The organism is Pseudomonas sp. 44 R 15 (genome assembly GCF_900004965.1).
Classification (GTDB): domain Bacteria; phylum Pseudomonadota; class Gammaproteobacteria; order Pseudomonadales; family Pseudomonadaceae; genus Aquipseudomonas; species Aquipseudomonas orientalis_A.
In genome coordinates this window covers 1-20,015 of record NZ_CVTU01000120.1, presented here as the reverse complement: position 1 = coordinate 20,015, position 20,015 = coordinate 1, and the positions used below count along the sequence as shown (strand labels likewise).

Annotated in this window: 17 protein-coding genes, 1 tRNA gene and 4 pseudogenes; 6 read left to right on the top strand and 16 right to left on the bottom strand. The window is 59.8% G+C overall.

From position 1 onward, the window contains the following. Positions 1–141: 141 nt before the first annotated feature. On the bottom strand, positions 142–948 hold the full coding sequence (locus tag BFP93_RS25915) for a c-type cytochrome (protein ID WP_065895470.1): 807 nt from the start codon (positions 946–948) through the stop codon (positions 142–144). A 647-nt stretch (positions 949–1,595) separates the two neighbouring features. Between BFP93_RS25915 and BFP93_RS25910 the strand changes: the two genes are divergently transcribed. The 3 genes from BFP93_RS25910 to BFP93_RS25900 all read left to right on the top strand — a co-directional run bounded on the left by BFP93_RS25910 (position 1,596) and on the right by BFP93_RS25900 (position 5,781). Further along, positions 1,596–2,801 carry an acetyl-CoA C-acetyltransferase gene (locus tag BFP93_RS25910; RefSeq protein WP_065895455.1) on the top strand — a complete coding sequence of 402 codons (1,206 nt, stop codon included), beginning with the start codon at positions 1,596–1,598 and terminating at the stop codon, positions 2,799–2,801. Between the two features lie 16 nt (positions 2,802–2,817). Next, entirely contained in the window at positions 2,818–4,965 is a 2,148-nt protein-coding gene (locus BFP93_RS25905) for a 3-hydroxyacyl-CoA dehydrogenase NAD-binding domain-containing protein (RefSeq protein ID WP_065895454.1), read from the top strand. 84 nt (positions 4,966–5,049) lie between these two features. Next, complete coding sequence (locus BFP93_RS25900) at positions 5,050–5,781, top strand: amidotransferase (protein ID WP_065895453.1); 732 nt, start codon at positions 5,050–5,052, stop codon at positions 5,779–5,781. Here the strand turns inward: BFP93_RS25900 and BFP93_RS25895 are convergent. The 3 genes from BFP93_RS25895 to BFP93_RS25885 form a co-directional block, all read right to left on the bottom strand. Beyond that, positions 5,759–6,730 carry a magnesium and cobalt transport protein CorA gene (locus BFP93_RS25895; protein ID WP_065895469.1) on the bottom strand — a complete coding sequence of 324 codons (972 nt, stop codon included), beginning with the start codon at positions 6,728–6,730 and terminating at the stop codon, positions 5,759–5,761. The two genes, BFP93_RS25900 and BFP93_RS25895, sit on opposite strands and share 23 nt — an antisense overlap. A gap of 136 nt (positions 6,731–6,866) precedes the next feature. Further along, positions 6,867–7,589, bottom strand: a complete 723-nt coding sequence (locus tag BFP93_RS25890) for a lysophospholipid acyltransferase family protein (protein WP_065895452.1) — start codon at positions 7,587–7,589, stop codon at positions 6,867–6,869. Between the two features lie 380 nt (positions 7,590–7,969). Continuing rightward, positions 7,970–8,662, bottom strand: coding sequence for a crotonase/enoyl-CoA hydratase family protein (locus tag BFP93_RS25885; RefSeq protein ID WP_065895451.1), 693 nt, complete (start codon positions 8,660–8,662; stop codon positions 7,970–7,972). A 320-nt stretch (positions 8,663–8,982) separates the two neighbouring features. On the opposite strand from BFP93_RS25885, the gene BFP93_RS25880 reads away from it, so the two are divergent. After that, a tRNA-Ser gene (locus tag BFP93_RS25880) sits at positions 8,983–9,072 on the top strand. 139 nt (positions 9,073–9,211) lie between these two features. On the opposite strand, the gene BFP93_RS25875 is transcribed toward BFP93_RS25880, so the two are convergent. The 9 genes and pseudogenes from BFP93_RS25875 to BFP93_RS27995 all read right to left on the bottom strand — a co-directional run. Then, complete coding sequence (locus tag BFP93_RS25875) at positions 9,212–9,793, bottom strand: DedA family protein (protein WP_065895450.1); 582 nt, start codon at positions 9,791–9,793, stop codon at positions 9,212–9,214. A 214-nt stretch (positions 9,794–10,007) separates the two neighbouring features. Then, positions 10,008–10,244: pseudogene (locus tag BFP93_RS29790) on the bottom strand (methyl-accepting chemotaxis protein); the annotation flags it as partial. A gap of 36 nt (positions 10,245–10,280) precedes the next feature. Continuing rightward, a pseudogene (locus tag BFP93_RS29785) lies at positions 10,281–11,012 on the bottom strand (PAS domain-containing protein); the annotation flags it as partial. 534 nt (positions 11,013–11,546) lie between these two features. Further along, positions 11,547–11,816, bottom strand: a pseudogene (locus tag BFP93_RS25865) (short-chain dehydrogenase). 186 nt (positions 11,817–12,002) lie between these two features. Next, on the bottom strand, positions 12,003–12,338 hold the full coding sequence (locus BFP93_RS25860; RefSeq protein ID WP_057721162.1) for a hypothetical protein: 336 nt from the start codon (positions 12,336–12,338) through the stop codon (positions 12,003–12,005). A 285-nt stretch (positions 12,339–12,623) separates the two neighbouring features. Then, positions 12,624–13,202, bottom strand: a complete 579-nt coding sequence (locus BFP93_RS25855) for a DUF4337 domain-containing protein (protein ID WP_065895448.1) — start codon at positions 13,200–13,202, stop codon at positions 12,624–12,626. Positions 13,203–13,256: 54 nt separating this feature from the next. Further along, positions 13,257–13,622 (bottom strand): DUF2784 domain-containing protein, encoded by a 366-nt coding sequence (locus BFP93_RS25850; RefSeq protein WP_065895468.1) that lies wholly within the window; start codon positions 13,620–13,622, stop codon positions 13,257–13,259. A 49-nt stretch (positions 13,623–13,671) separates the two neighbouring features. Then, a complete protein-coding gene (locus BFP93_RS25845; RefSeq protein WP_065895447.1) occupies positions 13,672–14,028 on the bottom strand; it encodes a helix-turn-helix domain-containing protein in 357 nt (118 codons plus the stop codon). After that, a pseudogene (locus tag BFP93_RS27995) lies at positions 13,982–14,233 on the bottom strand (type II toxin-antitoxin system RelE/ParE family toxin); the annotation flags it as partial. The pseudogene BFP93_RS27995 and the gene BFP93_RS25845, both read right to left, overlap by 47 nt. A gap of 228 nt (positions 14,234–14,461) precedes the next feature. Between BFP93_RS27995 and BFP93_RS25840 the strand changes: the two are divergent. Continuing rightward, positions 14,462–15,148, top strand: coding sequence for an HAD-IA family hydrolase (locus BFP93_RS25840; RefSeq protein WP_065895446.1), 687 nt, complete (start codon positions 14,462–14,464; stop codon positions 15,146–15,148). Positions 15,149–15,360: 212 nt separating this feature from the next. Here BFP93_RS25840 and BFP93_RS25835 read toward each other — a convergent pair whose 3' ends face one another. Continuing rightward, positions 15,361–16,107, bottom strand: a complete 747-nt coding sequence (locus BFP93_RS25835) for a 3-oxoacyl-ACP reductase family protein (RefSeq protein ID WP_065895445.1) — start codon at positions 16,105–16,107, stop codon at positions 15,361–15,363. Positions 16,108–16,213: 106 nt separating this feature from the next. On the opposite strand from BFP93_RS25835, the gene BFP93_RS25830 reads away from it, so the two are divergent. Beyond that, positions 16,214–17,143, top strand: coding sequence for a LysR family transcriptional regulator (locus BFP93_RS25830; RefSeq protein ID WP_065895444.1), 930 nt, complete (start codon positions 16,214–16,216; stop codon positions 17,141–17,143). 49 nt (positions 17,144–17,192) lie between these two features. Here the strand turns inward: BFP93_RS25830 and BFP93_RS25825 are convergent, their stop codons facing one another. Both BFP93_RS25825 and BFP93_RS25820 read right to left on the bottom strand, forming a co-directional pair. Further along, positions 17,193–17,921 (bottom strand): aspartate/glutamate racemase family protein, encoded by a 729-nt coding sequence (locus BFP93_RS25825; protein WP_065895443.1) that lies wholly within the window; start codon positions 17,919–17,921, stop codon positions 17,193–17,195. A 13-nt stretch (positions 17,922–17,934) separates the two neighbouring features. Continuing rightward, positions 17,935–19,464 (bottom strand): NCS1 family nucleobase:cation symporter-1, encoded by a 1,530-nt coding sequence (locus tag BFP93_RS25820; protein WP_065895442.1) that lies wholly within the window; start codon positions 19,462–19,464, stop codon positions 17,935–17,937. Positions 19,465–20,015: the final 551 nt, after the last annotated feature.

Genomic DNA, 20,015 nt, shown 5'->3' with positions numbered 1-20,015 from the left:
GATACCGTCTGTAGGAGCGAGCTTGCTCGCGAAAAACTCACAGGCACCGCGCTCATTCAGAAAGCACGCGTTATCGTTGACATTTTTCGCGAGCAAGCTCGCTCCTACAACGGGTATTAGGGCAATGCACCTACGCGAGCCTCAAGGCATCTGCTTGCGCCCCGCCATATGCCGCAAGTACCCCACCAGCAGATCCAACTCGTTGTCCGGCAACACACTGACCGCAAACGCCGGCATCTTCGCCTGCGGCCAGTGCCTCAGGCTTTGTGGGTCGCGAATGTACCGCTTGAGGAAATCGCCGCTGAAATATTCAGTGGGGTTGTAGGGAATATTCAGATCCGGCCCCACCTGTGCATCACCTGCACCATTAAGGCGGTGGCAGGCCAGGCAGTTTTTCTGAAACAGCGCAAAGCCTTGATTGACCGGGTCATCCGCCGGCAACGTCGGGTCGGGTAACAAGGCGGGGAAGCGCTCGGCGACCGTCTGTAATTGCTTGATCCTGGAGATCTGGAAGGGCCACTGCTCCGGGCTGACATGCCCTGCCTGCGGGTCGGTCCACACCAGGTAGAACGGCCCGGCGCTCGGTTTGCCTGGCGTCAGTGCGGGCCAGGGATGGGCCGGGTCTTCCACCGCCAGCCAGGCGCGGGCGCCGTTTTTTTGCAGCAGGGGCGCGGCGGCGAGTTCAGCGGCAAAACCGTCAAGGGCGACCGCTTGCAGATGGCTCGCAGGGTTCAGGCCCTTTAGGAGAACCGCCAAAGGCACTGCGCGATAGGTCATGGTGCGCTTGTAGGAAACATCATCGACAACCTGCACCGTCTGCGCGTCGGGGTGCTTGAGCAGGTCCGAGGTCTGCCAGGTCTTGCTGGCGTGGTCCAGTTCAACGGTCAATTGCGCGGCCCAGGCGGGCAGGGCCAGCAGCAGGGCAACGAAGGCGAGGATCGATTTCAAGGGATAGCCCGGGTTCGCAGTGGCGGAAAACGCACGATAGCGCAAATCCGCACGTAAAAAGACAGCCCCCGCAACGGGACCGCTATTCGCAATGTCCCGGCAGGTGCTGCCAAAAGCTGCAGTGCCGATGCTGTGGGTGCGCGCAACAGGTCGCTCGCGTCGTCACCCGATAACCTTGGTTAAGTTGGGCAAGATCAGAATCAGTGTGGTGGCGAACAGAATAAGTCCCGCCTGACGTACTTTCGAATGTTTGAACATGGCTGACTGCCTTTTGTTGTTATTCCTGAGCGTCAAATGCGTGCCTGTTACTCAAGTATCGCGATCTGGCGTGACATTTTTCTTACAGCGGCTCCAGCAAAACCCGGCAGCAGCTTCTTACAGATTCAACCTTAGAGCCCTCGTTCTTCGGCGCTTAGATCCATTTCATATCAACTCATCACGTTTTCTGCTTAAAACGGCATGAGGCCTAGTGCCATCTTGGCGCCAACCCCAAGGCTAGACAGCTAAAACGATTAACCCGGGGTTTCCCATAGCTGCCTACCGTTCGTCCGAGCGAGGGGGTCAAAAGCAATGAGCGCATCCGTCATTGAAACCGTGTCAATCGGGCCTAAGGTAAGGGCATACGCCCACTGTGGTTCGAGGACATCATGACCCAAGCTCTGATCTTTGATGCGATACGCACGCCCCGTGGCAAGGGCAAGGCCGACGGTGCCCTGCACAGCGTCAAGCCGGTAAACCTTGTCGCCGGCCTGCTCACCGCGCTGGCGCAGCGTTGCGACCTCGACACCCGCCAAGTGGATGACATCGTCCTCGGGTGCGTCACCCCGGTGGGCGATCAGGGAGCCGATATCGCCAAGACCGCCGCGCTGGTCGCGGACTGGGACGTCAGCGTCGCCGGCGTGCAGATCAACCGCTTCTGCGCCTCGGGCCTGGAGGCGGTAAACCTGGGGGCAATGAAAGTACGCTCCGGATTTGAAGACCTGGTGGTGGTCGGCGGCGTCGAATCCATGTCCCGCGTGCCGATGGGCAGCGACGGTGGCGCCTGGGTACTCGACCCGCAAACCAACCTGCACAGCCACTTCACGCCTCAGGGCATTGGTGCCGACCTGATCGCTACCCTGGAAGGCTTCACCCGCCGGGACGTGGACGCCTTTGCCCTACAGTCGCAGCAGAAAGCCGCCAGGGCGCGGGCAGACGGTTCCTTCAACAAGTCGCTGATCGCGGTGCAGGACCAGAACGGCATCGTGCTGCTGGACCATGACGAATTCATTCGCGGCGACTCAACCCTCGAGGGCCTGGGCAAGCTCAAGCCCAGCTTCGAAATGATCGGCCAGATGGGCTTTGACGCTACCGCGCTGCGGGTCTACAGCCATGTGGAACGCATCGACCATGTGCACACGCCGGGCAACAGCTCCGGCATCGTGGATGGCGCCGCGTTGATGTTGCTCGGCTCCGAGGCCAAGGGCCGCGAACTGGGCCTGCAACCACGGGCGCGCATTGTCGCCACGGCCGTCACCAGCACCGACCCGACCATCATGCTCACCGGCCCTGCACCGGCCACCCGCAAGGCGCTGGCCAAGGCCGGCCTGCGCGTTGAGGACATCGACCTGTTCGAGGTCAACGAAGCGTTTGCGTCGGTCGTGCTCAAATTCATCAAGGACATGGGCATCGACGCCGCCCGCGTCAATGTCAACGGCGGCTCGATCGCCATGGGCCACCCCTTGGGCGCCACCGGCTGCGCGATCCTCGGCACCTTGCTCGACGAGCTGGAGGTGCGTCGGCAGCGCTACGGCCTGGCCACCCTGTGTGTCGGCGGTGGCATGGGTATCGCCACCATCATCGAACGCCTTTGAGCCCAAGGACACTGTCATGACCGACGCCATTCGTTACGAAAAAGGCCAGGACCAGATCGTGGTGCTGACCCTCGACATGCCCGGCCAAAGCGCCAACACCATGAACGCGGCCTACCGTGAGGCGATGGCGGCCACCATTGCGCGCCTGGAGGCGGAAAAGGACACCCTGGCCGGGGTGATCATCACCTCGGCCAAGAAAACCTTTTTTGCCGGTGGCGACCTCAATGAGCTGATCCAGGTCGACAAAGCCCACGCCAAGGCGTTCTACGCCGACGTAGGCGTGTTGAAGGCCCAACTGCGCAGCCTCGAGACCCTCGGCAAGCCGGTGGTGGCCGCGATCAACGGCGCGGCCCTTGGCGGTGGCTGGGAGATTTGCCTGGCCTGTCATCACCGCATCGCGCTGGACGACACGTCCGTGCAGCTCGGCTTGCCGGAAGTCACCCTGGGCCTGTTGCCGGGTGGCGGCGGGGTGGTGCGCATGGTGCGTTTGCTGGGCCTGGAAAAAGCCCTGCCGTATCTGCTGGAAGGCCAGAAAGTGCGGCCGGCGCAGGCATTGCAGGCGGGCCTGATCGATGACGTGGCGGCAGATCGCGACGAGCTGCTGGCCAAGTCGCGCGCCTGGATCCTGGCGAATCCGCAGGCCAGGCAGCCGTGGGACAACAAGGGCTACCAGATTCCCGGGGGCACCCCGTCGAACCCGAAAGTCGCGCAGATGCTGGCCATTGCGCCGTCGATTCTGCGCAGCAAGACCCAGGGCTGTTTCCCGGCACCGGAGAAAATCCTCTGCGCCGCCGTGGAAGGCGCACAGGTGGATTTCGACACCGCACACCTGATCGAAACCCGCTATTTCACCGAGCTGGTGACCGGTCAGGTGGCGAAAAACATGATCGGCACGTTCTGGTTCCAGCTCAATGAAATCAACGCCGGCCGCTCGCGACCACAAGGTTTTGCGCGGTATGTGACGCGCAAGGTCGGCGTACTCGGCGCCGGCATGATGGGGGCGGGCATTGCTTACGTCAGTGCCTGTGCGGGCGTTGACGTGGTGCTCAAGGACATCAGCCTGGCCACTGCCGAGAAGGGCAAGGCCCATTCGGCGGCGTTGCTGGACAAGAAAGTCAGCCGTGGGCAACTGACCGCCGAGCAGCGGGAAACCATCCTGGCGCGGATTCACCCTGCACAGGATGACGCTGACCTGGCCGGCTGTGATTGGGTGATCGAAGCGGTGTTCGAAGACCGCGAACTCAAGGCCAGGGTATCGGCCGCCGCACAACGCGTGGTCGGTGCAGACGCGGTGATTGCCTCCAACACCTCGACATTACCCATCAGCGGCCTGGCGAGTGCGGTGCCCGATCCTGGCAAATTCATCGGCCTGCATTTCTTCAGCCCGGTGGACAAGATGCCCCTGGTGGAAATCATCAAGGGCGCCCACACCAGCGACGAAACCCTGGCTCGGGGTTTCGACTTCGTACTGCAAATCAAGAAAACCCCGATTGTGGTCAACGACAGCCGCGGCTTCTTCACCTCGCGGGTATTCGGCACATTCACCAACGAAGGCATCGCCATGCTCGGCGAAGGCGTGGCCGCGCCGATGATCGAGACCGAAGCGCGCAAAGCCGGTATGCCGGTAGGGCCGCTGGCGGTGTCTGATGAAGTGTCCCTGAGCCTCATGAGCCATATCCGACAGCAAACCGCCAAGGACCTGCAAGCGCAGGGCAAGGCAGCGCCGACCCATCCGGCGACGGCGGTGATCGATCTGCTGGTCAACGACCATAAGCGCACGGGCAAAGCTGCGGGTGGCGGTTTCTATGACTATCCGGCAGGCGCCCGGAAGCGCCTGTGGCCCGAACTCAAGACGCGGTTCGAACAGCCCGATAAACAGATTTCGCCCCAGGACGTGCGCGATCGCTTGTTGTTTATCCAGGCCATCGAAACCGTGCGCTGTGTGGAGGAGGGCGTGTTGATGTCCACCGCCGACGCCAATATCGGTTCGATCTTCGGCATTGGCTTCGCGGCCTGGAGTGGCGGCGCGCTGCAGTTTATCAATCAGTACGGCCTGGACGACTTTATCGCCCGGGCGCGCTATTTGGCCGAGCAGTACGGGGAGCGTTTCGCGCCACCGGCGTTGTTGCTGGAGAAAGCGGCACAAGGCGCAACCTTTTGCTGATCAACCAGGGGCTTGCTTTGCAGATACCTTTCAAGGCACGCTCTGGGGTGTTCAATATTCCCATCGCCGTGTCAGGTATTTTTTATGTCGCTACGCGTCTGCATCCTGGAAACCGATATCCTGCGTCCGGGCCTGATCGATCAGTACCAAGGCTACGGGCAGATGTTCAAGCGCCTGTTCGCCAAGCAGCCGATTGCCGCCGAGTTTGTGGTGTACAACGTGGTGCAGGGTGAATACCCGCCGGATGACGAAGTGTTTGACGCGTACCTGATTACCGGCAGCAAGGCCGACTCGTTCGGCACCGACCCATGGATTCAGACCCTCAAGACCTACGTGCTAAAGCGCTATGAGCGCGGCGACAAGCTGTTGGGTATCTGCTTCGGCCACCAGTTGCTGGCGTTGCTGCTCGGCGGCAAGACCGAACGCGCCAGCCAGGGCTGGGGCATGGGCATCCACGATTACAAGCTCGATGCCAAGGCGCCCTGGATGAGCCCGGAAGTACCGGAACTGACGCTGTTGATCAGCCATCAGGACCAAGTCACCACCTTGCCGGAAAATGCCACAGTCATCGCCTCGAGTGAGTTTTGCCCCATCGCGGCGTATCACATTGGCGACCAGGTATTGTGCTTCCAGGGCCACCCGGAATTCGTGCAGGACTATTCCCGCGAACTGCTTGAGATTCTTCAGACAACCCTGGGCGAAAAGGTCTACACCAACGGCGTGGCCAGCCTTGAGCGCGACCACCACGGTGCGACCGTGGCGGAATGGATGATGCGCTTTGTGGCGCACAAACCTAAAGCCAACCCGACCGTTTGAAGCTCGCCCACAGGCTGGTGCAGCCCACCGCAATAAACCCGAGCACTGCAAAGTAGCCGTAGTGCCATTGCAGCTCGGGCATGTTCTGGAAATTCATCCCATAAATCCCCGCCACCGCCGTGGGGAACGCGAGGATCGCCGCCCAGGCGGCGAACTTGCGCTGCACCACACTCTGGCGCGAGGCCTCCAGCAGCACGCCGAGCTCGATGGTCTGGCTGGCAATGTCGCGCAGAGTCGTCAAGTCCTCCATCTGCCGCGTGACGTGGATCTGCACGTCACGGAAATACGGGCGCATGTTCTTGTCGATAAACGGAAAGCTCAGCTTCTGCAACTCCTGGCTGATCTCCACCATCGGCGCCACATAGCGCTTGAGCCGCAGCACGTCGCGGCGCAGGCCGTGGAGGTTCTGGATATCGCGCTCGCTCAGGGAACTGCACAGCACATTGCGCTCCAGTTCATCGATCTCGGCGTGGATCGCTTCGCTGACTGGCTGGTAGTTCTCGGTGACGAAATCCAGCAAGGCATAGAGTACGAAATCTTCCCCATGCTCCAGCAACAACGGACGTGCCTCACAGCGCTGGCGCACAAAACCGTAGGACGCCGAATGCCCGTTGCGGGCGGTGATGATGTAGCCATTGCCGGCGAAGATATGGGTCTCGATAAACTCCAGCTTGCCGTTCTCGCGCACCGGTGAGTAGGTGACGATAAACAGCGCGTCGCCGAAGGTTTCCAGCTTCGGGCGACTGTGTTTTTCCATGGCGTCTTCGATCGCCAGTTCATGCAGGTTGAACTGGTGCTGCAGGTTGGTCAGTTCCTGGGCGCTGGGTTCTTCCAGGCCGATCCACACAAAGTGGCCGGGTTTGGCGGCCCAGGCCGCACCTTCGTCGAGGGTGATATCCGTGACTTTCTTTCCGGCGCTGTAGACGGCGGCGGCAACGACTCTACCCATGGTGCTGATCACTTCTTATCTGGAGGACAGGTGTTGGGCAGCTTAGCGTGAATGGCGTTCCCTGAAGTGATCGTTCCCACGCTCTGCGTGGGAATGCCTCCCGTGACGCTCCGCGTCGTCCGCACGGCGCAGGCGTTCAAGTGCCTTTCAGTTCGCGATCCATCTGCGCAATGCACGCATCCATCTGCGCCTGGCACGCCTGCATCAGCGTCGGAACGTCGTCCGCCGTCATCCCCACAGTAGGAATCGGCGCCAACGAACGTATGAGCACCTCGCCACTGTTCCAGCGATTAAGGCGCATATGCGTGACATAGTTACTGACACACACCTGCACGATCGGCACACCGGCCGCAATCGCCATATGGAACGCGCCTTTTTTGAACGGCAACAGACCTTTGCCGAGGTTGCGCGTGCCTTCCGGAAATACCCAGATGGACGTGTCTTCATGCTGCAGGGTGCGGGTCGTGGTGAGCATGGCACGGCGTGCCTTGTGCGCATTGCCGCGGTCGATCAGCACATTGCCGGCCAGCCAGAACAACTGGCCGAACAACGGCACCCACTTCAGGCTTTTCTTGGCAATGCATACCGTGCGATGCGGCACCACGGTGCCGAGCACGAACAGATCATAATTGGACTGGTGGTTGGCGATCACCACGCAGGTGCCGGGCTTGTTGCGCAGCGAGTCGACCTCCGTCCTTACCTTCAAGCGCAGTATCCACATGGCGGGCAGTGCATAGAGGCGGGCGCAGAGGCGACTGTTGTCGGGATTGAACGGGCGGCATATCCCTATAAGCACGCCCACTATCCCGGCGAGCATAAAGTGCAGGCCCATCAACAACATACGTAACAGAAAAAGCATCGACACGGCCCATCGAAACAAAAGGTGGCGCAGTGTACGGATGTGCACTGTATTCGGCAATTGCCCCTAAAGACGTAGGAGATAGGCGATGTTTAAGCGCATGTTTCAACATGGGCCGATAAAGCCTGTCTAGAGCGGCGCAGGCTGTTTCGGCTTTGGCTGTAAGAAAAAGCCCGACTCAAGGTCGTAATGTCGTTCAGTTAAGGCTTTTTGTAGGAGCGAGCTTGCTCGCGAAAAACCACAGGCGCCGCGTTCAATCAGGAAACACGCGTTATCGTTGACGTTTTTCGCGAGCAAGCTCGCTCCTACAGAGGGCGATGTACGCTTAACTGAACAGCATTACGACTCGAGGTCGGGCTTTGGCACAGCAGGTTCAGGTATTACATCAGCACATGACCTTGATCCTGGATAATTGCATCGTCCAGCGCCTCCAGCAGCGCCTTGCGCACCTTCAGCTTGGTCTGCTTGTGCGCATTCATATTGATCTTCTTCAACTGCCGCGCCGCTTCCAATGCCGCCGCGTGCAATTCTTCCGGCGCCACCACCTTGTCGAGGAAGCCCGCCTGCAAGGCGCCTTGCGGGTCAAACATTTCGGCATTGATCACCGAGCGATGAAACGCCGACTTGCGCAGACGATCCCGCGCCAACTCGATACCGGCGTGGTGCATGGTCATGCCGATCGCCACTTCATTCAGGCCGATGCTGAACGGGCCCTCAACGCCAATCCGATAATCCGCCGACAACAGCAGGAACGCGCCCTTGGCCACCGCATGCCCAGGGCATGCCACGATCACCGGGAACGGATGCGACAACAGGCGACGCGCCAGCGTCGAGCCGGACGTCACCAGGCCGATGGCTTCTTTAGGGCCGGCCGTCATCACTTTCAAATCATAACCACCCGACAGAATGCCCGGCGTGCCCGTGATGACCACCACTGCCCGATCCTGCTCCGCCTGATCCAGCGCCGCATTGAACGCACTGACCACTGCCGGAGAAATGGCATTCACCTTGCCGTTGCTCAGGGTCAGGGTCGCGATACCGTCTTCGAGGTGGTAGGCAATCAACTCACTCATGACGCGGTTCCTTATAGGGCTTGTTATAGAAGAATGCAGCAAACGTTACCCAGCGCGCCCGCGCGGGTAAAGCGCCGTGACTGACTGCCCAGTCAGGCTTTCGCGTGACACCCGGCAGTAGAGCGCCTGAAGCAGGGCACCACAGCCAGCGTAGACCATCCCAATCCATGCCCGAGATTGGCACAATCGCCATCGCCCGTAGACCCCGTTCCGGCATAACCGTCTAACCGCATGAAAATTCTGAAAAAAACCTTTGCCATCAGAAAGGCTTTCGACTACATTAGCGCGCCTCGACAGACTGAACTGGTTTGCCGAGATACGGTGAAGTGTCCGAGTGGCTTAAGGAGCACGCCTGGAAAGTGTGTATACAAGAAATTGTATCGAGAGTTCGAATCTCTCCTTCACCGCCACATTGTTACGAAAAAGCCCCGTTTTACGGGGCTTTTTTGTGCCTGCTGGTTTTGTTCCGCCATCTGCCCAATTCGGGCTCTGTAGCGCTTTATCTAGACATACAGGCGGCTATGCGCCTACACACCCGGACGAGCCGCCTCAGCCCTGCGACGCCCTGGATCGTCTTCGCCAGTACCGCACCACTGCCGCCAAGACCACCAGTGCTACCACCGCGAGGAAGATCGGCAGGCGATACGGCTTCAGGTCGCCAAAGAAATGCTGCAATGCTTCGCCGGCCCAATAGCCGGCGCCGACGAACAGGGTGGCCCAGATTGCCGCACTTGGCACATTGATCAGGGCGAACTTCCAAGGCGATAGTCCACTGGCACCGATCACGATGGGCCCCACCAGGCGCATGCCGTAGAGAAAGCGCACGGTGAATACCGAGGTCGTCGGATAGCGATGGATAAGGTTCTCTACCCGTTCGATGGCTGACTGATGACGTTTGAGTTTGGGCAGCAGGCGCTGCCCGGAATAACGTCCGGTCCAAAACAGCAGTTGATCGCCGAGTATCCCGCCTGCAGTGGCCCACCCGATCACCTGCAGCACTTGCAAAGTGCCCTGGTGCGCAGCCATTCCGCTCAGGATAAGAACGGTCTCGCCTTCGAGCAGGCAGCCCAGGAAGATTACCCAGTAGCCGTAGCCAGCGATCAGCGCATTTAGATCAAGATGTTCGAGCACGGCGTATTCCTTGTCGCTTGGCACGGAAAGGCCGCGCCGGGATTCTTCGCGTTTCCTTTGAGGTATCCGTCAGCAAAAGGTTTCGACAATGTGGCCAGCGCTTCCGGCCGCCGTTCTATGCGGTCATACGGGAGGGGGATGAGCGCGCGCGTTCACGGCCGTTGGATGCCTGCTGCGGATTAGACAGCAGGCACCAGGACGGGACTTAGCGAGCAATCATCCCGGCAGCTTGTTCGGTCGCTTCAGTCGTACGCGTTGCCAGCTTGCGCACTTCGTCTGCAACGACCGCAAAGCCGCGACCCGCTTCGCCCGCGCGCGCGGCCTCAATCGCCGCGTTCAGTGCCAGCAGATTTGTCTGGTTGGCAATGCTCTGAATCGTCCCGACGATCTGTGACAATTGGGCGATGTTGTTCTCAAGCGTCCGCTGGTGCTTGACCTCAGTGTGCCGCAGCGCCTCCTGCTCATGCTGCAAGTGGACGTCCACGAGGGCACCTACTACCCGAAGGGGTGAGCCGCTGGAGTCGCGGCGGGTCTGGCCTCGCGCTCTGAACCACCGATACTCGCCGCTCTTCATCTTCAGGCGATACTCGATATCAAAAGGCGTTTTACCCGATCGGTCGTTCAAATGAGCACCAAATGCGTCGAGGCTTTGTTCCTTATCATCCGGGTGTAGTCGGGATGCCCAGCTGTCCAGGACATCCGGGAACTCCTCCACCGTTTCAAATCCAAGCAGCCGCCGGAACTGCGGAGACCACCAGAAAGGGTTCTTTGGATTGACCGGGTCTCCCGCGATGACTTCCATATCCCACAGACCGTCCGAGAGCATCTCCCTGGCCAGTTCAAATCGGGTGATGATGACGTCGTGCTCCTGGTCTCGCTCAAGCTGATCATGGATATCACGCAGAGAACCCGCGACGCGTAGAGGCATCCCCCGATCATCCCGTAAGGTCTCTCCCTGGGCATAGAACCAACGGTAGGAACCGTCCTTCATGGCTAGGCGATTTTTCACTTTATACGGTGTGTGCCCGGATTTATCGTTCAAGTGGCGGGCAAAAGCGTCGAGGGTGGCTTGCTTGTCCTGTGGATGCAGGCGGTCGGCCCAGCTGGCTAACACATTTGGGAAATCGCGCTCATCGTTAAACCCCAGAAGGTTTCGCAGTTGCTGAGACCACCAAAAGCGATTTTTGGGATTCACCGGGTCGCCAGCGACGACCTCCATATCCCAGAGCCCTTCACTGGAGGCGCGGTTTACAAGATCAAACCGCACCTCGTGGGCATGCGCGGATGACGCAGCTTCGCGAAGCAGCTCACGGGCTGCCTCCAGTTCCTGCTCAAGCGCATGGATACGGGACTGGGAGTCGCGATCAAGGGAGTCAAAAGCCTTCCAGGCATCGAGGACAGCCGCGCGTTCAGCGCACCCGTCTACTTGTGGAGGTACCCGGCGGGTGATTGCAGCAACCAATTGTTGAACAGCGCGACGATCACGGCGCATTTTGAAGACATTAATCATGAAGATTGGACTCGTAGATGTTGCGGGCCCTATCCATGGCACCTTGCCATCTATATCGTCATGAGCGAAAAAAACTGTACACGATTTTTGAGTTGTACATGATTTGATGAGCGTGCCCTGGAGATCGGTGGTCCTTAACGCTCCAGGCGTGCGGCGGTCGCCTGAAAGGTAAACAAGCCCCTGATACTGGGAAAAAATCAGGGGCTTCGTTATTTCTGCGGTTTGAAAATCTGGCGATTCAGGTCAGGCGCAGGGCATGTCCATTCGCCGCCCTATGACGTCCAGCAGATCGCAGCCGTCGCGCAACGGAATTGAGCAGAGCAGTGCGAAATCGCTGAGTACGACAGCATCGCTGCTGATCTCACTGCGTAGTGCGAGGTTCTCAAGGACTTGGGTAACGGCGCGAAGTCGTTAGGTTGCAGCGTCGAGAAGTATTTCCAGCGGGGCGGTGGTGTCGACAAAAAGAGCAGGGGTGGCGCTGTCGTTGTTGGTGAGGGCTATGTAGTGGTTCATATGTGCAACTCCGGTTGTCAGAGGAAAGCAGCCACACATTTGTCGCCAAACAAAAGGTGGCAGCTGTACGCAGGTTGGCGAACCGGGACAATCGGAAAAACCGGCAGACCCGAAGGTCTCCCGCGCACAGCTACCGTCGAGCAGCTTATCTCGCTTGCCAGGCTCAGCGCTCTGGCAACCTGATACTTATTGCGCGGTTTTCAACTTGATCACATCACCGGAGATCTTGGTGGTGTAGCCATTGAGGACCCAGGCCCAGAACCATTTTTCCTGGATTTGGGTGTTGATCATCGCGTCGCCGCCTTTGGCCTTGATGGCTGCATCCTGAGCGCGGACGAAGCGGCTGTTCTGGCCGATCGGGATAACGCCCAGCAGCATGATGCCGGTGGCGCTGGCTTCGCTGTGGCCGAGCACGGTGTATTGGCTGGCGTCGTATTGCTGGGTTTTCATGGCGGTGCCGGTGCAACCTGCCAGGGTGAGACCAAGAACGGCTGCGGCAACTACTTTACTGACGTACTTCACACGTAACTCCATGGGCTGAATCTCGAGACTCAATTCTCGAGGCGCGACACTTTAAACGCTCATATGGCGGATTGAAATCAGCTAGCCAAGGTTTGTGATGACAGTCAGGTCGCCATCGGGGCAAGCCCGAATGCCAGTCAGTTAAGGCTTTTTGTAGGAGCGAGCTTGCTCGCGAAAAACTCACAGGCACCGCGTTCATTCAGAAAGCACGCGTTATCGTTGACGTTTTTCGCGAGCAAGCTCGCTCCTACACAGACTGGTTCCAGGCCAAGCCCCCTCCCACCGTCAGAGATGCAGCCACGCCAGGCTGCCGAGTACCACGGCCACGCCACCGGCCGTGTACGCCATGCGCTTGAGCCATTCCTTGCGCGTGAGCAAGGTAATCGCCGCCAGTGAGATCGCGATCTGAATCGCCGTCATCGCCTGGGCCCAGCGATGGTGCTGGTGCAGCGCTTCTTCGGATTTGCGGTCCCACTCCAGGGAGGTGGCTTCAAGCTTCTCGGCTTGTTTGCGCACCTCTTCCTTCTGGCTTTTATAGCGCTGGATTTCATCGTTGTAGTGGGCGGCATCCACGCCGGGAATATGCGTGGCCAGCTCCGCCAGGTTCTGGCGGCTGGACTTGGCCTGGTAGTAATTCCACTGGTTGGCGGCCTCGGTCTTGATGATCGCGGCGTTGTTCTTGTCCATCGCCGCCTCGCTTTCGCTGGAGCCGGCCTGGTAGCTGAGCATGGCGCCGACGGTGGCCATGATGGCGGTCATCACCGCGATACGACTGGCAAAGGTATCGCCTCGACCGTGGGCCTGTTCGGTGGTGTGTTCGAGGTGCTTTTCGTGGGGGCTGGGGACTTCGAAGGCTTCGGACATGGCGGCGTCTACGAGGGGGCAGAGGGAGCCTGATTCTTCACCAGTGCGGCTGTCTCAAGCCTGTCGATAACGTCGGATCAGGTGCCCATACAGCGCAATATTGACCAGCAGCACCAGCGCACCCAGGCCCAGTTGGATCTGCGGCGTGAGCCCGGCCGGGTAGATCAGCGCGAGGATGTAATGTTCGATGAAGCCTGCGCCATAACCGTCTTGTCCGGCCAAATAGCGCAACAGGTTTTCCCAGCGGGTGAGCGGGCAGGGCAGGTGAAACACCTCGACGGCAACGCCCCAGGCCGCTGCGGGCAGGTGCAGCCAGATGAGCGGTCGCCATTTGAGCACCAGCAGGCTACCGAACAGCACGAACAGGATGAAGCATAAATGGAACAGCACCAGGCTGTCGGCGGCTAGACGATAGAACATGCTTGGGTTCGCTTTGAAGGCGTCGAAGGCGCGGGCTTTGGGGATGAGGTTATAACTCAAGTTGACAGGCATTTATGCCAAGGGCCTTGGCGATTTTTTCCCGCGTGGTTCGACGTGGTTTGGTGACCGCTTCTTGCTGGGCGAATGCCGATTGTGAAATGCCCAGGCGCTTGGCAACTTCATCCTGGGTCAAGTTCAAGTGCTCGCGCCAGGCCCGTATGGGTGTCGCTCCCTCTACCAGGCGGCTGACGACAGCGTGGGGAATCAGGTTCGGGTCGTTTTGCCGGGCCAGGTAATGTTCATAGGGGATCACCACAAAGGCTGGCTTGCCCTCGATATTGTGGATGATCTGTACGGCAGTAGGTTCGTTCGTCACGTTTCTTGACCTCTTGAATGCTGACCACATGGATGTCGCCGTCCCAGTCGAAAAGGACGCGATAATTACCCACCCGCAACCGATAGCCGTGTGGATGGTTAACCAACGCCTTGACGTTGACTGCATCCGGCATGCGCTCAAGCGCTGACACCGCATTGCGTACCTGTTGCTGATGGTAGGTGTGCAGCCGAAGCAGTTGTTTGACCGATTTGCGGGTCCAGTGGATCGAATTCATTGGAGGTTAATAAGTCTTTTATAAGGTTTGCAAGGTGCATTTTCAGCGCATGGTCGAAGGCGGATCTCTATTCACTCACAAACTCTAGACAGGCGCCGCGCACGCCTGCCGGTAAAACTGTTGCGTGGTATGAATGCTCTAAAGGGGCATCACCAAGGTTGCTCGCAGGCAGCCGGGCCCGCTATTGTGCTGAATCCTTTTAGTCTTCCCCCCGGGGTTTCTGTTGTGATGAACGCACCGCGTACCGCTGTCCCGATCAAGGCTGTGATTTTCGATATGGACGGGTTGTTGCTGGATACCGAAGGCATCTACACCGAAGTCACGCAAATTATTGCCGAACGCTACGGCCGCACCTATGACTGGAGCGTCAAGCAGCACATCATCGGGCGCGGTGCACAGGACCTGGCCGACTATGTCGTCAAGGCGCTGGATTTGCCGATCACACCGGCCGAGTTTCTGGAGATTCGCGAGCCGTTGATGAGCGAGCGGTTTCCCAAAGCCCTGGGCATGCCGGGCGCCGAGGCGCTGGTGCGGCATTTAAAGGCGCATAACATTCCGATTGCCGTGGGCACCAGTTCGTCGCGCAACTCGTTCGGCCACAAGACGACGTTGCACCGCGAGTGGTTTGGCCTGTTCGACACCATCGTCACTGCCGACGACCCGGAAGTCGGCGCCGCCAAGCCTGCGCCGGATATCTTCCTCACCGCTGCGCGTCGCCTGGGCGTGGCGCCTGGGGATTGCCTGGTGTTCGAGGACTCGCCATTCGGCGTGACGGCGGCGAAAGCGGCGCACATGACCGCCATCGCCGTGCCCGATGAAGCCATGGCCGACAGTAAATATCAGCATGCCGACCAGATCATCCGCAAACTGGCGGACTTTGATCTGGCGGCCTATGGCTTGCCCCCCATGTCCTGATTCAGCACAGGGCAAAATGTGGGAGGAAGCTTGCCAGTCAGTAAGCGTACACCGCCCTCTGTAGGAGCGAGGGGGGCGCCTAGCTCTTGCTCGCGAAGAACTCATAGGCACCGCGTTCATTCAGAAAGCACGCGTTATCGTTGACGCTTTTCGCGAGCAAGCTCGCTCCTACAGACGGCATTAGGGCAAGCCTATGCAGTGTCGTAAAAACCTCAGGCGCTGAACCCCCCATCGATGGTCAGGCTGGCACCGGTGATATAGCCCGCTTCCGGCCCGGCAAGATAGGCCACAAAACTGGCAATCTCCTCCACATGGCCATAGCGCCCCACCGCCATCAACCCGATCAAACTCTCGGCAAACTCACTGTTCGCCGGGTTCATATCCGTGTCCACCGGCCCCGGTTGCACGTTGTTGATGGTAATCCCCCGTGGTCCCAGGTCGCGTGCCAAACCCTTGGTCAACCCTACCAGCGCCGCCTTGCTCATCGCGTACGGGCCACCGCCGCCAAACGGCATGCGCTCGGCGTTGGTGCTGCCGATATTGATCACGCGGCCACCTTCGACCATATGTTTGGCGGCTTCCTGGGTGGCAATAAAGACGCTGCGCACGTTGATCGCCAGGGTCTGGTCGAAATCTTCCAGCGTGAAGTCTTCCAGCGGGGCGATAGCCAGCACGCCGGCGTTGTTCACCAGGATATCCAGGCGCCCGAAGGCCTCGACGGTGGCGTTGACCGCCGTGCGAATCGCTGTGGCATCGGCGCTGTCGGCGTGGATTGCCAGGGCTTTGCCGCCTGCGCTGATCACGCTGTCCTGCAAGGCTTGCGCCTTGGCGGCCGAACTGACGTAGGTAAAGGCAACGGCAGCGCCCTGCGCGGCCAGGCGCTTGACGATGGCCGCGCCGATGCCACGGGAACCGCCTTGAACCAAGGCGACTTTGCCAGTGAGGGTTGCAGTAGTCATGTCGATCTCCACGTAGTTGATGAGCCGAGTATCGGCCTCACGGGACCAGGCCGGTAGAGCGTGATTGCTATAGTCTGTGTAAACCAAAAGTTTAGAGTGGCGGGTCATGGAGAGCTTTGGCAGTATCGAATGCTTTGTACGCAGCGCCGAGGGCGGCAGCTTCGCCGAGGCTGCGCGACACCTCAGCCTGACGCCGGCGGCGGTCGGTAAAAGCGTGGCCAAGCTGGAAGCGCGCCTGGGCGTCAGGCTGTTTCAGCGCAGCACCCGGCGCCTGACCCTGACCGAAGCCGGCAAGCTGTTCCTGGGCGAAGTCAGCGGGAGCCTTACCACGATTCAGAACGCCGTGGCCAACCTGGCCAGCGCCGAGGGGCGACCGGTGGGCACGCTGAAGGTGAGCATGGGCACGGTATTCGGCAATCGCTATGTGATGCCGTTGCTGGGTGAATTCATGCGGCGCTTTCCGGCGATCAGCCCGGATTGGCACTTCGATAACCGCCAGGTGGACTTGATCGGCCAGGGCTTCGACGCCGCCATTGGCGGCGGCTTTGAACTGCCCCAGGGCATGGTGGCGCGCACGTTGACCGCGGCGCACCGGGTGCTGGTGGCGTCGCCGGCTTATCTGGCGCAACACTCCGCAGTGCATGCACCCGAGGATTTGTCGCGCTGCCACGGCATCCTGATCCGCTCGCCGCAGACAGGCCGGGTGCGCTCATGGCAACTGACCCACCGCGAGCGCGAGCACAGCCCGCTGCTGCTCAAGCCCGTCATGACCATGAGTGATTCCGAAGCCGCCTGCTGCGCCAGCGCCCAGGGCCTGGGCATTGCGCTGGTCAGCCTGCCGATGGCCGTGCCGTTCCTCGACAGCGGCGCGGTGGTGCGGGTGTTGCCGGACTGGTATGTGGATGACGGCAATATCTCCATCTACTACGCCGAGCACAAGTTGCTGCCCGGCAAGACCCGGGCGTTCGTGGATTTTGTGATTGAGCAGTTCGCCGAGCAGCAATTGGGCCGCAGATTCAGTGCGGTCGCAAAGTAAACAGAATTCCAAGTGTGGGAGGGGGCAAGCCCACTCCCACCGTTGATCTTCAGTGGCCGAATTTGCCGGGCCAACCGATGATTTTCTTCGGCCTTGGCGCCGCATAGGTCCTGACCTTGGACGTCGACAACCCCAACCGCACCAGCGACTCAGCGATCGTCACCGCCGCCGTCACCCCATCCACCACCGGCACCCCGGTGCGCTGGCGAATCTGCTCGTCCAGCCCGGCCATGCCGCCGCAGCCCAGGCAGATCACTTCTGCCTTGTCCTCAAGGATGGCCAGTTCCGCCTGGCGCACGATCGCTTCCATGGCCGCCACCGGGTTTTCTTCCAACTCCAGCACCGCCATGCCGCTGGCCCGTACCGAGGCGCAGCGCTGGTACAGGCCGGCGAGTTTCAGCCGGTCTTCGATCAGCGGCACCGTGCGGTCCAGGGTGGTCACCACCGAGTAGGCATGACCCAGGAACATCGCCGTGCTGGCCGCGGCTTCGGTGATATCCACCACCGGCACGTTGAGCAGCTCCTGCAAGCCTTCGCGGCCATGCTCGCCGTATCCGGCCTGGATCACCGCATCAAACGGCTGATCGTAGGCCATCACGCGGTCCATGACGGCGATGGCGGCCAGGTAGCTTTCAAAGTTGCCCTCCACCGACTCGGCGCCGAAGTAGGGGGTCAGCCCCACAATCTCGGTGCCCGGCGAGGCCACGCTTCTGGCCTGCTCAGCGATGGTCTGGGTGATGGATTCGGTGGTGTTGACGTTGACCACGAGGATGCGCATGGAATGTCCTTGTTTAATGACTGACGTTATCGACGGCAATGCTTTCGCCGCTGACATCGGCGTAGAACGGCTGGCGCTTGGCGATCAGCAGGTACAGCAACCCTGCAATACCGGCGCCAAACAGCCAGGAAAACGGCGAGACGCTGGCAAACCCGGGCAACAACGCCAGCAGGATCGCGATGACCGCTGCCGGAACGAACGCCGCCACCGCGCGCAGATTCACGCCCCGGCTGTAGTAATAAACCCCCTGCGCGTCTTCGCTGTACAGTTGCGGCACATCCACCTGGCTTTTGCGGATCAACCAGTAGTCGACCATGATCACCCCGTACAACGGCCCCAGCAGTGCGCCCAGGCCGGACAGGAAATACACGATCACCAACGGGCTGTTGTAGAGATTCCACGGCAAGATCAACACCGCGACGGTAGCGCTGATCAACCCGGCGCGACGGAAGTTCAGGTACTTGGGCGCCAGGTTGCTCAACACGAACGCCGGGGCGACGAAGTTGGCCATGATGTTCACCGCCACCGTGACGATCAGGAAGGCCAGGCAGCCGAGCACGAGAAAGAAGGTATTGGGAATGGAGGCGATGATTTCGGTCGGGCTTTCGATCACTCGGCCGTTGAGCTGGAACTGCCCGCCGCACAGCAGCACGGTGATGGCGGCGAACACCAGGATATTCACCGGCAGGCCCCAGAAGTTACCCACCTGGATCGTCCTGCGGCAGGGCGAGGAGCGTGCGAAGTCGCAGAAGTTGAGGATCAGCGTGCCGTAGATCGCCAACCACAGTGCGCCTCCGGCAAAGATATTGCGCCACATCTCGCCGCCGCTCAGCGGTTCGCGGATCGACCAGGCAATGTGGCCGCCTGCCTGGAAGTACATCCAGCCGGCCAGCGAGGCCACGGTGAGCAGAATCACCGGCCCGGCGAATCCTTCATAGCGACGTACCATTTCCATGCCATAGGCAAGGATCACCAATTGCACCAGCCAGATCGCCACGAAACACGCCCAGCCGAGCGATGACAGGCCGAGAATCGAGTTGTGGTCGTAGTCGGCAAACCCTGGATGAATCGCCGTCAGCAGCACCCGGAAAACCACCGATGCCAGGTAGGTCTGGATACCGAACCAGGCAATCGCAATCACCGCACGGATCAACGCCGGAATCTGTGCGCCATGGATACCGAAGCTGATACGGCTGATTACCGGGAACGGCACGCCGGTCTTCTGGCCCATGTAACCCGACAGGTTCATGAAAAAGTACACCAATGCCGCGCCTATCCCCAGTGACAGCAGAATCTGCCAGCCACCCAGGCCCAATGCATACAGGCCGATGGCGAATGAATAGTTGGCGATGTTGTGCACGTCATTGGTCCACAGCGCAAAGATGCTGTAGCGCCCCCAGCGACGCCCTTCGGCCTTGGTCGGCGCCAGGTCCTTGTTGTGCAGGCGTGGGCTGAGCACCAGCGGGCCGGGGCTGGCGGCCTCGGGATTCAGAGCGGAGGAGGGCAGATCCAATGCGACGTCATGGGAGAGGCTAGTACGCATTCCGGCGGGCTCCAGCACATCCGCAGCAATGCGGCAGATGGCAAAGTGTATGTAGATTTTGTATTTATTGTATACAAAGCGTAAATACTCTTAAGCCACATGCGTGCCAGCTTTGGATCTATGAAAACCGTGGTTAATTTCGTTTTTATTGGTTGTTGGAATAAATGGCTGAATTTAAAGCGATATAAATTGACCGATCGAACAGCTATTTATTTTATTGAGGAGGGGGATCGATCTGGGAGAGCAAAAAATTTTAGAAAGGAAGTGTTACGTTTTGGTGCGCTTCAAGCAAGATTGCACACATAAATGGCACCGATAGTTACAGGTATGTGTACATCTAGAGGGTAAAGTCGAGTCCAATGTGGGAGGGGGCTTGCCCCCGATGGCGGTGTATCAGTCACAGGTAAGCTGGCTGACATACCGCTATCGGGGCATAGGTATCTACACAACTCAGCAGCGCCCAACCGTAACCACGATGCGAAGCGAGTCGCTCTTGATCTGCTTTTGATCTCAGGCGCCCCGTTAAACCACGCTGGCCGAACGCAGGCTTG

Coding starts and splice junctions, on each gene's coding strand:
- BFP93_RS25910 (WP_065895455.1), top strand. CDS start 1,596: ATGACCCAAGCTCTGATCTTTGATGCGATACGCACGCCCCGTGGCAAG.
- BFP93_RS25905 (WP_065895454.1), top strand. CDS start 2,818: ATGACCGACGCCATTCGTTACGAAAAAGGCCAGGACCAGATCGTGGTG.
- BFP93_RS25900 (WP_065895453.1), top strand. CDS start 5,050: ATGTCGCTACGCGTCTGCATCCTGGAAACCGATATCCTGCGTCCGGGC.
- BFP93_RS25895 (WP_065895469.1), bottom strand. CDS start 6,730: ATGGGTAGAGTCGTTGCCGCCGCCGTCTACAGCGCCGGAAAGAAAGTC.
- BFP93_RS25890 (WP_065895452.1), bottom strand. CDS start 7,589: ATGCTTTTTCTGTTACGTATGTTGTTGATGGGCCTGCACTTTATGCTC.
- BFP93_RS25885 (WP_065895451.1), bottom strand. CDS start 8,662: ATGAGTGAGTTGATTGCCTACCACCTCGAAGACGGTATCGCGACCCTG.
- BFP93_RS25855 (WP_065895448.1), bottom strand. CDS start 13,202: ATGTCCGAAGCCTTCGAAGTCCCCAGCCCCCACGAAAAGCACCTCGAA.
- BFP93_RS25850 (WP_065895468.1), bottom strand. CDS start 13,622: ATGTTCTATCGTCTAGCCGCCGACAGCCTGGTGCTGTTCCATTTATGC.
- BFP93_RS25845 (WP_065895447.1), bottom strand. CDS start 14,028: ATGTGGTCAGCATTCAAGAGGTCAAGAAACGTGACGAACGAACCTACT.
- BFP93_RS25840 (WP_065895446.1), top strand. CDS start 14,462: ATGAACGCACCGCGTACCGCTGTCCCGATCAAGGCTGTGATTTTCGAT.
- BFP93_RS25835 (WP_065895445.1), bottom strand. CDS start 16,107: ATGACTACTGCAACCCTCACTGGCAAAGTCGCCTTGGTTCAAGGCGGT.
- BFP93_RS25830 (WP_065895444.1), top strand. CDS start 16,214: ATGGAGAGCTTTGGCAGTATCGAATGCTTTGTACGCAGCGCCGAGGGC.
- BFP93_RS25825 (WP_065895443.1), bottom strand. CDS start 17,921: ATGCGCATCCTCGTGGTCAACGTCAACACCACCGAATCCATCACCCAG.
- BFP93_RS25820 (WP_065895442.1), bottom strand. CDS start 19,464: ATGCGTACTAGCCTCTCCCATGACGTCGCATTGGATCTGCCCTCCTCC.